This is a genomic window from Flavobacterium sp. (assembly GCF_024642105.1).
Taxonomy (GTDB): Bacteria; Bacteroidota; Bacteroidia; order Flavobacteriales; family Flavobacteriaceae; genus Flavobacterium.
Window position 1 is genome coordinate 1 of the sequence record NZ_JAHEBT010000006.1, and the last position, 13784, is coordinate 13784.

The 13784-nt window shown below is 34.0% G+C and carries 9 protein-coding genes; 7 read left to right on the plus strand and 2 right to left on the minus strand.

Going from position 1 to position 13784, the window contains the following annotated elements; all coding sequences use genetic code 11:
• The 6 genes from Q0L65_RS02575 to Q0L65_RS02600 form a co-directional block, all read left to right on the plus strand.
• Window positions 1-352: hypothetical protein (locus tag Q0L65_RS02575; RefSeq protein ID WP_296683087.1), on the plus strand; the 352-nt coding region annotated here is incomplete at its 5' end.
• Between the two features lie 173 nt (window positions 353-525).
• Window positions 526-813, plus strand: coding sequence for a hypothetical protein (locus tag Q0L65_RS02580; protein WP_296683090.1), 288 nt, complete (start codon window positions 526-528; stop codon window positions 811-813).
• An 84-nt stretch (window positions 814-897) separates the two neighbouring features.
• The gene (locus tag Q0L65_RS02585) at window positions 898-1212 is read left to right on the plus strand and encodes a helix-turn-helix domain-containing protein (RefSeq protein ID WP_296683093.1); all 315 of its coding nucleotides are present in this window, start codon (window positions 898-900) and stop codon (window positions 1210-1212) included.
• The gene (locus tag Q0L65_RS02590; protein ID WP_296683095.1) at window positions 1209-3302 is read left to right on the plus strand and encodes a bifunctional DNA primase/helicase; all 2094 of its coding nucleotides are present in this window, start codon (window positions 1209-1211) and stop codon (window positions 3300-3302) included. Before Q0L65_RS02585 ends, Q0L65_RS02590 begins: the two co-directional genes overlap by 4 nt.
• Before the next feature lie 482 nt (window positions 3303-3784).
• The gene (locus Q0L65_RS02595; protein WP_296683097.1) at window positions 3785-9433 is read left to right on the plus strand and encodes a hypothetical protein; all 5649 of its coding nucleotides are present in this window, start codon (window positions 3785-3787) and stop codon (window positions 9431-9433) included.
• A 64-nt stretch (window positions 9434-9497) separates the two neighbouring features.
• On the plus strand, window positions 9498-10637 hold the full coding sequence (locus Q0L65_RS02600; protein WP_296683099.1) for a T9SS type A sorting domain-containing protein: 1140 nt from the start codon (window positions 9498-9500) through the stop codon (window positions 10635-10637).
• 40 nt (window positions 10638-10677) lie between these two features.
• On the opposite strand, the gene Q0L65_RS02605 is transcribed toward Q0L65_RS02600, so the two are convergent.
• Together Q0L65_RS02605 and Q0L65_RS02610 are read right to left on the minus strand one after the other, a co-directional pair.
• The gene (locus tag Q0L65_RS02605; protein ID WP_296683101.1) at window positions 10678-11337 is read right to left on the minus strand and encodes a hypothetical protein; all 660 of its coding nucleotides are present in this window, start codon (window positions 11335-11337) and stop codon (window positions 10678-10680) included.
• Window positions 11338-11433: 96 nt separating this feature from the next.
• Entirely contained in the window at window positions 11434-11646 is a 213-nt protein-coding gene (locus Q0L65_RS02610; protein WP_296683104.1) for a hypothetical protein, read from the minus strand.
• Between the two features lie 508 nt (window positions 11647-12154).
• Here Q0L65_RS02610 and Q0L65_RS02615 point away from each other — a divergent pair.
• A complete protein-coding gene (locus Q0L65_RS02615; protein WP_296683106.1) occupies window positions 12155-13588 on the plus strand; it encodes a T9SS type A sorting domain-containing protein in 1434 nt (477 codons plus the stop codon).
• The last annotated feature ends 196 nt before the right edge of the window (window positions 13589-13784 follow it).

The window sequence follows — 13784 nt, forward strand, 5'->3', positions numbered from 1 at the left end:
AAGCGCAAGAGTACAAGTGCTTTCATTTTCGATGAGGAAACAAATTAATTTATTTGACTTTGAATCTGGACCCGAAATCAGTTTCAATGGTTTTAAATCCATTTCGGCTTATCAAGAAAAACTGGATGAATGGTATGTTCAATGCAAAATAGAACTAGAAGATGCTATTACCCAGGAAAGCCATAGGCCTATTGTATTGAAAAAGAATCTAGACCTGGCTAGATTTGAAATCAAAAACTTTAAAAATCGATTTTTCCCAAAGGAGAACGAAATCATATTATTCAATCGTGTCAAATTGATTAAAACGCCGAGAATTGAAATGCCATCAGATATTTCTTTGAAAAAAAAATAACTGATTATTTCAAAATTCAAGAACATTTTATTGATCTCTTAGATCATTTATACTCCCATCGTATTCTGTTAATTGACAAATACAATTCCATCAAAGAACCTCAAGTTACCGTTGTTCCAGACTCCCTTCCAACTCAAAAGGAACTCTCGTCATTTCTGAATGGACAACTCAGTTTGTTTCCTGCTAATAGCGGCTTCACTCATCTGAAATGGAATAGAGATAAAATTGAATTCATCGAGCTATTTATTAGTGTACATGAAAGCAAAGCTGTAGTTGGCGCCAATGATAAACCGGTTACCAAAAAGGATTACATGGCCCTGCTGATGTGGTTTTTTAATATTCAAATTGCCCATTGGCATGGGTCATTGAGTTATGGGAAAGATCGTAAGGTGAAACGGGAAAGTGAATATTTAAAAGAGCTAGTGGCTACCTACAACCGGATAGTCAACAAGGGAAATTAAAAAACTTCATTTAACTTAAATTTAAGTATGGTAAACGTGTGAGCGCGTCTGAATAATCTTGCCCTGAAATTAAATTTTTAGCGCATGAATACAGAAAACGAATACACCGAGGAGTTTTGGAAAGAGCAGATCTCTTTATTGAGAACCCAACTACAAAATTTAGAAAATTCAGTTGCTCAATTACTCGAACAAAACAATTTGATACCGGAAAAGGATAAGTACCTGGATATTACGAGTGCTTGTCATTTTCTTGGGATTGGCAGAAATACAATTTATGCTTTGATGCGTGAAGGCAAGATTAGCTACACCATACTTGGTAGGCAGCGCCGCATGCTAATTTCAGAATTGAAACGGTATGCGAAAGCTAATTTGATTCATTCTAAAAAATCATTGGTATGAATCAGGCAGCGCTGTCATCAATCAACAAGGAAAGCATTTTGTTGGTCACCAATAAGGGCCTGGATGTTTTCAAATACTTTATGGGTAACCGCTTTTCAAAAGTGGGAAAATCCTTTAAAAGCCCTTTTTACAACGACAATAAGGCCTCTTGCTACATTTACTTGGACAAGAAATCCAATCTCTACAAATTCAAAGACTTTGGTGATGCAGAATACAGCGGAGATTGTTTCTTTTTTGTAGGTAAAATATTCGGTTATAGCTGCGAAGACCGCACTGATTTTCTAAAAATCTTAGAAATCATCGATACAGAACTCAGCCTAGGCCTTAGTGAGCAATCGCTTAAAATTCAAAACCTCCTGGGTAAACATCAGGGAACAATTAATGTGGCCTCCAAGATTAAATCCATTCATGATGGTTTTGAGACTGCAAAGAACAAACTACCTATCCAATACAAGGAGTTTTCACTTAAAGAACTTGAGTTTTGGAACAAATACGGAATCAAAATAGAGGTGCTACAAAAATACAATGTACATTCAATTGAAAGCTATAATGGTATCAGCAAAGAAGGACGGGAGTTCTTACTTACAAGCAGTCCGGAACAACCTATTTTTGGCTATCAAGGACGCCGGTTTACAAAACTCTACCGCCCATTTTCCAAACTCAGATTTCTTTACACTGGCGAAATCACAGAGAATTATGTTTTTGGCTTTGAGCAACTTCCGGTGAGAGGCGACATTCTGTTTATTACCGGAGGTGAAAAAGATGTCTTGAGTTTAGCAGCTCATGGCCTAAATGCCATTTGCTTGAATAGTGAAACGGCACATATTCCGAAGAATTTACTGCGCGGGCTCAACTACCGCTTCAAGCATATCACCCTACTTTACGACGTTGATGACACAGGTAAAACATCAATGGAAAGGCTGTGTAAAGAATACAAAAACTACAAAGTCAAGAGTCTTCTCTTACCCCTATCTGGCACCAAACAAGAGAAGGATGTTTCAGACTTTTTCAAACTCAAGCATTCTGCTGAGGACCTCATGATGCTTTTTATGGAAATGCTTGATTCTATGTATGAAGACACGCTTTCGGTGATGAGAAGCTGTGAAATTGATTTTAAAAATCCACCGAAGGCTCCCGAACCACTCATTACAATCAATGATGTCACGATCGGAACCCCAGGTAACCTGCTTTGCATCGCTGGTTCTGAAGGAAGTGGTAAAACCAATTTTCTAGGGGGCATGCTCTCAGGTGCTTTAAAACCTGAAAACACAGTTGTAGACACCTTGGGTACTTTTGTGCAATCTAATGACGGCAACAAGGCAATTCTGCTTTATGACACTGAGCAATCTGAATTTCAGTTGTACAAGAACATTTCTTACATCATTGACCGTTCCAAAAGAGAAAAACCACCTCATTGGTTCAAAGCTTTTGGCTTGGTAGGAATTTCCAGAAATGAACGCATGAACCTCATTCTTGAATCTATGGACCGTTTGTATTACGAGCACGGCGGAATTCATATGGTGGTTATTGATGGTATTGCCGATTTGCTCAATGGTGTCAACGACGAAGAAAGCTCCGTAAAGCTCATAGAAGAATTGTTTAGAATGGCTGCAATTTACAACACGTGCATTCTTTGCGTTGTGCATATGGCGCCATCTGGCATGAAGCTTAGAGGTCACCTCGGATCAGAAGTACAAAGAAAAGCAGCCGGTATTCTTCTTGTCGAAAAAGAAACAAATAGCAATTGCAGTGTTGTCAAGGCTCTGAAAGTCCGAGATGGATCACCCCTCGATGTACCGCTCATTCAATTTGGCTGGAATAAAGAACAGGGTCGACATGTTTACCTCGGAAACAAAAGCAAAGAAGAATCAGAATCTCGAAAAATCAACGAACTCACCGAAGTTGCCAAAGAAATCTTCACTTCCAAAGCCAACTTAAGCTACACAGAACTACTTGCCGCAGTTATGGAGGCCCTAGATATCAAAGATCGCATGGCACGCAACTACATTAAGTTCATGAAAAACAACGGAATCATCGAAAAATCCAACGGAATTACCGTAGAATACTCACTTCCTACCGGATTTTCCTAAGAACTTCCTAAATATTACCCCAATATTACCAGTTCAACCCCCATTTTCTGGTAAGAATCCCTCGGTTTTGCTGGGGGATTTGGGTGTTTATTTAGAAAATATCCATTCGGAATACAATCTTCATTTGATCAAATTTGAAATTGAATATTTTGAGTTAATCTTTTCAATAATCAATCAGATACAATAGATATGGATTCCAGCCTATTTTCCAACTCTTTATTTTATAAAAACAAATTAGAACTATTTCTATAATAATAGAGATCATTCTATTTTTTTGTATATTCTATTCAACGATTAATTATTCTCAATCCTTTGCTGGGCCAATAATTCTTATTTAAAAAAAGAGAATGGCAAGGGAACAGAAATTTTAAAATAAAAAAATCTTAAAAGATTTCATCTAATTTCCCCAAAGCGACGAATTTATTTCTTTAAAAAAAGTTGAGAAATAATCTTCAAAAATTTTAAAAGTTATATTATACATCATGAATATTAAAAACCTCAGACTTACATTATTTTTAGTTTGTTTTACAAATTCCTTGTTAGGACAAGGTACTTTAATAGACAATACTTCACCGGGGGGGGTCTTTGATAAAGTATTTGATCGTTTTGGCGATAGTGTTAAATTAGGGGATTTGATGATCGATAAACGGGATGGAGTATCAATTAAACATTTAGGCCCTCTGTGTTCGAGTGGATATTTTGACTTATATTTCGAGATTGGCTCTGGAATGGAAGGTAATACTCCAATTGAACAAGCGAGAAGAGCTGTCGTTTGTCAAGTTTTTTCAGATATATCTCAGTTCATTCAAACTCCAAACCCAAATGTACATGTCAACATTTTAATTAGTAATATAAATAATTATATACCAGGTTACAATCCAACTTCGAATCCAAATCCTGCATCATCAAGTAATATTCTCGGTCTAGCATCTGCTTATTATGTTTTGCCTACTGCAACCATTTCGAATGTTGGTGGTATTGCGGACAATGAAATATGGAAGACAATAACCTCTGGTGTAGACTCATATACCAACTTTGTTTCTCCATTAATTGTTTCAGGAAATAACTCAAACAATCAAAATAATTTAGGTTTTTATCACGGCTATTTGGCATTAAATTTTAGTAATATCGCATACAATTGGCATTTAGATTTATCGCAAAATACGAGTGCTGGGTTATATGATTTATACAGCGTTGCTTTACATGAAGTAACACATGCATTGGGATTTGCTTCGTTAATTGATGTTAATGGGGATTCAAAATTTGGTTTAAGTTTTCCCTATTACTCAAGATATGACCTTCATTTGAAATCCACATCGAATTTACCATTAATTACAAATCAGGGAGGTTGTTCACTTTACAATTACGGATTCAATCCATTACTCTCTCCAAGTATACTAACTCCAAACCCATCTAATTGTTCGAGTCAAGTGAAATATGTTGGCTCCATAAGCCAAATCGTTCATACTCCTACTGCTTTTACAAATGGAAGTAGTCTTAGCCATTTGGATGACTTTTGCCATTTACCAAACAGCTTTCAGAGCAATCAATATTATGTAATGTCATTTGCAAATGGTACTGGACCAAATTACATGAAAAGATTTTTGAAACAAGAAGAACGAGCGATATTGTGTGATATTGGATATAAGGTTAATCCAACTTTTGGCAACACAGTAAATTTAAACTATGTCAATTACCAAAACGTAGTTTGTCCCGGTTTAGGTGTTGTAGGTGTAAATGATGGAATTGATGCAAATGGATACTTTCAGTTTATTTCAAATGTCAACACATTAAGCAACGTATTTAGTGGGATTATATCGAATGATATTAATACTCATCATTTTGAATGTTTGGAGGTAGTATATGGTAATAGTAATTGTACATTATCTAATTCATCTGGAACAACTTTTCAATTATTTTCACCCGATCCTGGACTTGTATTGTTAAGATATATCCCTGTATCCATAAATAATGTCAGGGGTAATATAACTTACATATACGTCTACGTAAAACCAGACGATTGTAGCCCATCGGTATGTAATTATTTAAATAACGGTGATTTTGAATTAACTTCTGCATGTGGTCAAATGGGCTACACACTATTGAATAACACTGATTGTTGGATGCCATTTAGTAATTCTCCAGACTTATTTCTAAGAAATTGTAGCGGTCAGAATTTTGGATGGAATTCATTGTTCAATGTCCCTGCAAATTTTGCAAATACTTCACCTGTTGATTCTTGGAATGGAATACCCAACAATAGCTTCATTGGACTAGCAAGTACATCTACCCATTATAACGAATCGGTTCAAACACTATTAAATTCACCAATTCTCCCTAACCATAATTATACAATTAGTATGAAGGTTAGATGCGCCAATCATTACAGTAGTCCATATTTACAATTCGGGGCATCAGGACAATTAACAATTGCTGGAACTACTAATTTTGTTTCTCCATATAATATTTCTGAAACAACAATTCCAAATGTTTTACATCAGTTACTTAATATACCGATAATCAATCTTAATAATACCTGGCAAACAATATCTATACCATTTACAAATACGTCACAACTTCTAACTCACCTTATTATTTATAATTCATCAAATGCAAACGGCGCATCAAACCAGCCTGGTGTTTATTTTTATATTGATGACGTAGAATTAGTCGAAACTCCTCCAAATATGGTTCTAAATCTCCCTCCAATTGTCTGTGCAAACCAGACAATAGTGGATTTAATGCAGTATGCACCAAATGCTGGTGGAGTATTCAGCGGACCTGGTGTTTTCTATTCAGGAGGTAATTACTCTTTTGATCCAAGTATTGCGGGAATAGGTATTCATACATTAACTTACACTTATATAAACAATATAAATTGCACAGTTACCTTAATAGATGAAATCGAAGTAATCAATACCAACTTTACTATAAATGCTTCTGCATCAAACCAAACCGTTTGTCCTGGACAAAGCATTACATTGACCGCCACATCCTCAAACCCTGCCACTTATACATGGAGCCCTGGTAATTTAGTCGGTCAATCAGTAAGTCAAATAATTAATGCAAATACGCTTATAACTCTATCGGCAACAAGTACTGAAGGTTGTACTGAAACCACAACAATTCCAATTACTACACTTCAAGTTCCTAATATTCAAATATCTTCTACATTTAATCCAAGCACTATTTGTTCAGGTCAAACGATAGAATTAAATGCAACAGGTGCAAATTCATATACATGGTCACCTTCGAATGGTCTTTCAACTATTCTTGGTTCAAATACTTTTGCATCGCCATTAATTTCAACTAATTATACTGTTACGGGAATAGATAACAACGGTTGTTCAAATACATCCTCTATCAATGTAGTAGTTAATCCTTGTAATGATTGTTTAGGAGGCACATTACTGAATGGAAATTTAAATACTTCTCCTCAATCTGGAGCTACTTTAAAAATTGCTAATAATGTTACAATATCTGGCAACGTCACATTTAATTTAAATAATGTTAAAATAATGCCTAACGTAACAATTACTGTTCAATCAAATGCTACATTATCTATTAACGGATCGCACCTATATGGTTGTGAAAGTATGTGGAACGGGATTGTCGTAGAACAAGGAGGAAAAGTTATTCTACAGCCGGGAACATTGCCTAATGGAAATATTAAAACTTCATTGATAGAAGATGCCATAATTGGAATTGACTTTAAACCAATTACTTCAATACAAAGTTCTTTTGTTCTAATTTCAGACAATGCAACTTTTAACAAAAACAAAACTGCCGTAAGAATTCAAAGTTATTTATTTAATAACCCGTCCTCCGTATTTTTAGTAAAAAACACCCTGTTTACAACTAGGAATCTCTACATTACAAGTACAGCTTTTTGGCCAAACACTTCAGTTATTAAAGCATTAAATAATAACCAAAACCCTTTACTTAGTCCTTATATTTCGTCGAATTATGTTATTTCAAATTTGAAATCGCCAAACACAAATATTAAATCTCAGATTGGATTAGATTTAAACCTAGTTGGATCGACTACAATTTCAACATCAGCGATTTACAATTCAATAATAATTGGTTCACTTATTCAAAACGAGTATAATGTATTTGACAATTTAAATGTCGGAATAAATAGCTTGAACACTAATTTGAAGGTTCAAAATTCAATTTTTCAATATTCAAATCAAATCGTAAATAATCCTACAAATAATGCTTTTCAAAACATTATCTCTCCTACGGAAGGCACTGGCATTGCATGTAAAACAAATGCAACATTTAATAACAAAATTGATGTTGCTGGAATAACAAATCTACCGAATATGTTTTATGGTTTAAGCGTTGCAGCTTTCGTTGACAATATTAGAGAGGTTTTATTTAACTACAATAATGTTAGAAGTAATTGGCCAGATTTTCAATTAAACACTTCAAATATAGTTGGTTATAGAGGCGTTTACATACGTGAAAATACTCAATTTCAATCTCTTCAAATAAATTTCAACACATTTTATTCGATTAGGAGATGTATTTCTCTTATCTCAAACGTTTCTGGTTTTGCACCAAATATGAGTTTTTCAAATAATTTATTTCAATTCAAGCCCGGAATATATTCAGGCAATGTAGTTTCAGAGCACGCTATTTTGTTAGAGAACAGTAATTCCACTAATCAAATGGCTGGTGGAAATCTTTTTATCAACAACAACAACATTTATAACGTTAAAATTGGCATCAAAGCTACAAGTTGGAGAAGAATAAATCTTCAAATTAATTCTAATAGCATTTCGTTTTTAGAATCTGGTATAAATATAGAAAACTGTATACAGGGCACGACAGCTAATCAGATCAATTTTAACACGGTTAGTGGTTTTTATAACTTTAGCAATAATGAAAATTATAGAGCAATATCTGTAAAATCATCAATCGGAAATGTTGTAAGCTGTAATTCAGTCAGTAATTCATATTCTGGATTGTATTTTCATTCTAATTGTAATCCAACAAAAACTTCAAGAAACAGTATGTCTAATCACAAATATGGTTTTGTCCTGGACAATAATGGAATCATTGGACAACAAGGAAGTGCGATTAATCCAGCAGACAATATGTGGCTTGGGGTTACTTGGGATCCAACGAACACTATTAATGGTGAATTCAAAACGGCAGCTTTAAATAGCAGTAATTCAGTTTTTTCTAAAATGTACATACGTAATTTATCAGGAATATATTCACCTAATGGGTCAACAATTTCAATTAGTTCACTAAACCAGTACTCTATAATTAATCCACCTGCTAGCCTTATAGTAACAACCACCCCCTCTGCTGCCGTTTCCTGTTCTGTGATCTTAAATCCTCAACCAAGCGCATTAACTACCCCGGACATAATAGATGCATTGGAAACAATTGCGTCCCAAATTAATGATACGATCTTTAACATCGAGCAGGATGTTTTACTTACTGATCAATTATTTAGAGCACTTGAATCTGACACCACACTTCTTCAAAATAGTTTTAATCTCAATTCATTTTATGACATAATTAAATTGAGCAATATTGGCGTATTATATGATATCGAGCGAGCATTAGCAACAGATAGTATTCAAAATGCCAATAATTTGAATAACAACGTATTACCAGATAATCAAATTGAAGAAAGCTATAAGCTTTATTATGAAGCCTATTCAAATTATCTTAGTGGCTCATTAAATGAACAGGATAGTATTAATATAATCTCACTTGCTCAAGGATGCCCAACGATTCATGGAAATTCAGTTTATCTCTCTGAGGCTCTTTTTAACTATATTTACGTTCAGGATACAACCTTCACTCAATTCTGCCCTGAGAACATTGAAAAATCAAGTCTCACAACTGAGCCAATAGATGAATTTTCATACTTTTCAATTTATCCAGTTCCTAATAAAGGTGAATTTAGTGTCGATGGACCATTTAAAGAAGGATATCATATTAAAATAATTTCAATGGATAGTAAAGTATTATATTTTGAAGAATTATTAAATAACACTGATTTAGTTGAAGTCAGACAACAACTTAGTCCTGGAGCATATTTCCTTATAATTAAGGATGAAAATCAAAATCATATCTTTAGCAATAAATTTATTGTAATTCATTAAATCAATGTTTAGATTATTTTTTCTAGTTTGGATACCGTTTACGGTTAGTTGTCAATACAACATAGTGCCCAATCCAAGTTTTGAAATTTGCTCAAACTGTGATGATAGTTACACGATATTTATACCCAATGGTCCGATAATACCTGGATGGTCTAATCCAAATATTTTAACCCCCGATTTTATTTCAATACCAAGTCAAAATTTTCTTCCATTCGATACAATTAGTGGGAATAATTTTTTAGGAATTGTATCATATCAATCTATATTTAATGATCCATCTCCAGAATCATATAATCAAAGAGAATATCTACAATGTGAATTGAATGACACGTTGATTTATAAGAAATTTTATAAGATCGATTTTTACACCTTAAGTTTTATCTACGATACTTGGGGTAACTTTTTAACTAATAATTTAGGTATTTACTTTTCTACAGCTCAATTTTATTCGAATAATGGTAATTATATAGATTCTGCCGCACAGGTCAAGTATTTTCAAAATGAAATAATTAAAAATCCATTAACGTGGGAAAAGTTCAGTGGAATATATCAGGCTGAAGGTGGTGAAAAATTTATGACCGTTGGTAATTTTAATTCTGATGTGGAGACTTCATTTATTTGTCAATCTCCATTTTGGCCGGCTCAAGGTAAAGGTTATGTTTACCTAGATAAATTTGCACTTACCCCCCTCGACAGCATCCCTGGCGGTTTGCAAGTCAATGCCGGTATTGACCAAACTATATGCCCTGGTGACACCGTATTTATTGGAGAGAAAATTAGTAATCTGCCTGCAAATTGGTATTTGTTGGATGGAACTGAAGTCGCTATAAATACCGCTGGGGTGTATGTTGCCCCTACTGTTACGACTACCTATATAGTTACGCTCGCCATAAATGGTGTGTATTCAACTGATACTGTAACTGTAACCGTTGGATGTGCAAATCTTGAAGAGTTTGAGAAACCACTATTTACTATTTACCCAAATCCAAGTAATGGAGAATTTTTTGTTAGAGGTCTACTTGAACAACAACAAATTTTAATCTTATCAACAATAGACAACAAGCAAGTTTGTTCTTTACCTGTAGAAGGGAAAATTGAACAAATAGTTAAAATAAACGACTTTGATTCTGGGGTTTACTTTTTATCTATTTGGGACGTAAACCAGAAACTTTTGTTCAGGAAAAAAATTATTAATTCTAATTAAGTAATAAATATTTTTAGCTCCTCGGTTCGAAATTGATATTTTAAGATTTAATTTTAACTGTTTCCGAAATACTCTTCAAAGCTTCCAATATAGGGCCTTTATCATTATGTGAATGATTGTCTAATGTTTTGCTTGGATTATAAGAAACAGTTTCGACAAGAATATTTATTACGCTCTCTTTTAATCTTTGACCAAGTTCAGTATTATCCAATTGTTCAATTTCATTTTTCAATCCATAGTAAAGCATCGCTACATCCTCTTTATAAGCGTATTCTTGTTGTAGCCGAATATTTTGACTTCTCTGCTTACTTGCGAAAATTGCCAGCCAAACACCTGCACCAATAAATGGAAGGTTTCCAAGTGTAATTTTCCACATTTCAGTTAATTTTTGACCAGATGCAAAATATGATATGACCGTTAAAGCCATTAAAACTGAGAGTGTACCAATAAATACTCTTTGCCAAAGTTTATTCGGTTCATCAAATTGTTCTTTATGATCTCTAAAAGCTTTTGCTAATGCCACGGTGCTTGCTCCTTGTAATAATTCTTCAATTTTTTCTAACAGAGCCTGTTGCTTTTTTTCATTGGCTTCAATATTCTGAGCCAATTGTTTCTTCATATTTTCAATCTTATGAACTAATCCTGGAATTTGATTCCCATTTTGATCCTCGATACCGTATAGTTGATCTTTGTATTTCAAAATTTGATTCTTAAGATCAAGAATTTCTTTCGATTCAATTATTACAGTTTCTTTAAAACTAGTCAATTGATTCTCAATAGTTTCTCCGGTTTCATCTTAGTCAAAAATGAAATCATATAATTCTCCTAATTTGTTTTTGTACTCTTCAATTTTCTCAAAAGAATAAACAGTCTCCGATCCATCAATAAGTTGCTTTTTTAGTTTTTCTATATCGGACAATGCTTTCTTGGCATCTTCTTCAAAGGCATTGATGTATCGCTGAAAGTATGCTTTTTCGCCTTTTTTTAATTCTCGTTCTTCTTTACTCATTTCATTTAATTCACCTCCAAATATGAAACTTAATTAAACTTAAAGCAACCTTTTAAGACCCAAAAACCACCCTCCAATCCAAAAACTAGAAACGATTCTAATATAATTCGAGATCGTTCTATTTTTTAAAGTTGAATTTACTCGAGTCAATTTTCCTACATCATTTACCCAGTCGAGTATTCAGGCAGTCGAAATAATATTTTTCCAGTCACCACTCAAAATAGCAGTTTAGAAACGCTTTGTTTTTTCATCTAATTTGAAAGCGTGAAACGTCCTGAAAAACGCCCTAACTAATTGGATTTCATATTAATAAATTCTTTGAATCCAATATAATAGTGTATTTCCAGACGTATCAAACGGAATTCTGATTGTGAAAAAAAGATACAAGTCCAACCAACTTTAGGTTAAAAGAAAATAGGGCATTTTAAAAATCACTTTGGTATCCAGGAGAAAAAATTGACTCGAACACTCCTCAACTCAAAGTAGAGCAAAACAAAATTTTTAAAACATGAAAATACAATTATTAATTCTCAGCTTTTTAGGCTGTGGTTTTGCTTTTGGGCAGAATTTTACAAACGGGCCAATTACACCGGGCCTATCGGGAGCTGAAACATTTCGATTTGGTCCCGGATTTGCATCTCAAATTCAAGCAGGAACAGGGTTTGGTACCGGTTCTGGTAATCGATGGTTCAGCTTTGGTGAAGTTAGTACACTTTCACAGACATTATACGGCAACCGATTTCAATATAATGAACGGGCTTTGGTCACTGGATATACTTCATTGTCACCGAATAATCCAAGAATTGAGTGGATCCATAATGGAGGGACAACCGCCGGTAATTTACAGTTTAAAGTAGCAAGTAGTTTTACCAGTTTAGTTAGTACTCTAGTTGCTGAGATGACTCCACAGGGAAATACATATTTTGGTAAATATACACCTGGTTTATTCAACGCATTAAGCGCTAAAACGGCAATTGGTTTTGAAAAAGATTGTGGATTAGATATTGTTAGTGTCGGACAACTTCCGTCAAATATTGATCCAATTGCAGCAAATATTCAAGTTAATTTCTCGGGCAATTCAGGAATCGGATTGCTCTCGAATGTTTTTAACGGCTCTTTTGCTACTGGTGTTTTTGGTAAAGCTTCAGGATTAGAATATTCATACGGAGTTTTCGGGAGATCAACTTCAAGTGGTAATTTTAGTGCTGCAATATATGGTGACTTGCCTGTTAATGTAACGGGTAATTATTGGGCTGGATATTTTGATGGAGAAGTATATTCTACAGGAGGTTATTTACCATCCGATTCAAAATTGAAAAATAGTATAAACAAAGAGGCTTCGGCTTTAGAAAAGCTTATATTACTCAACCCAGTTTCTTACAATTACAGCAAGGTTGAAGGCATGAATTTGCCACAAACATTACAACATGGTTTTATCTCACAAGAATTAGCTGATGTTTTCCCAGAACTAACTAAAGATGTTGTAAAGCCAGTATTTGATGAAAATGGAAAAATTACTTCCGAAGTGTCTTTTAAAGCAATTAACTATGTTGGATTAATTTCAGTACTTACGGCAGCCGTTCAAGAATTAAATTCTGAATTAATTAAAGTACGTAGTGATTTGGATGAGTATAAGGCGAACGACGTTGTTCGAGGTCAAATTATTCAATCCACGCCGATTGTAAATGGTTATTCAATAGAACAAAATGTTCCAAACCCTTTCTCTGATAGAACGTCAATTCGATTCCAATTGGCACCAGGAGTTGAATCAGCAACACTTTCCATTTTTAATTTAAATGGTGCATTTGTCAGAGACTATTCGCTAAAAGGTAATTCAGGTGAGATAGAAATTCTTGCATCGGAGATTGGTAAAGGAATGTACATTTATAGTTTGAATCAAAATGGACAAGAGATCATTTCAAAGAGAATGATTATTCAGTAACTAGTCATTTAATTAGCACCACTTCATAATTGTAGTGGTGCTTTTTAACATTAACAATTTCACATAGAATAATTTAAAATTAAACTTTCCGTTATTTTATTTGTTATTTCGATACCAATGAATTGTCTCAATAACTTTTTTTTCAGGTTCATTATATTGTTTTGCTTTAATAGTTTTCTAGGCTATTCTCAAATAA

Coding starts and splice junctions, on each gene's coding strand:
- Q0L65_RS02615 (WP_296683106.1), top strand. CDS start 12,155: ATGAAAATACAATTATTAATTCTCAGCTTTTTAGGCTGTGGTTTTGCT.
- Q0L65_RS02590 (WP_296683095.1), top strand. CDS start 1,209: ATGAATCAGGCAGCGCTGTCATCAATCAACAAGGAAAGCATTTTGTTG.
- Q0L65_RS02610 (WP_296683104.1), bottom strand. CDS start 11,646: ATGAGTAAAGAAGAACGAGAATTAAAAAAAGGCGAAAAAGCATACTTT.
- Q0L65_RS02585 (WP_296683093.1), top strand. CDS start 898: ATGAATACAGAAAACGAATACACCGAGGAGTTTTGGAAAGAGCAGATC.
- Q0L65_RS02595 (WP_296683097.1), top strand. CDS start 3,785: ATGAATATTAAAAACCTCAGACTTACATTATTTTTAGTTTGTTTTACA.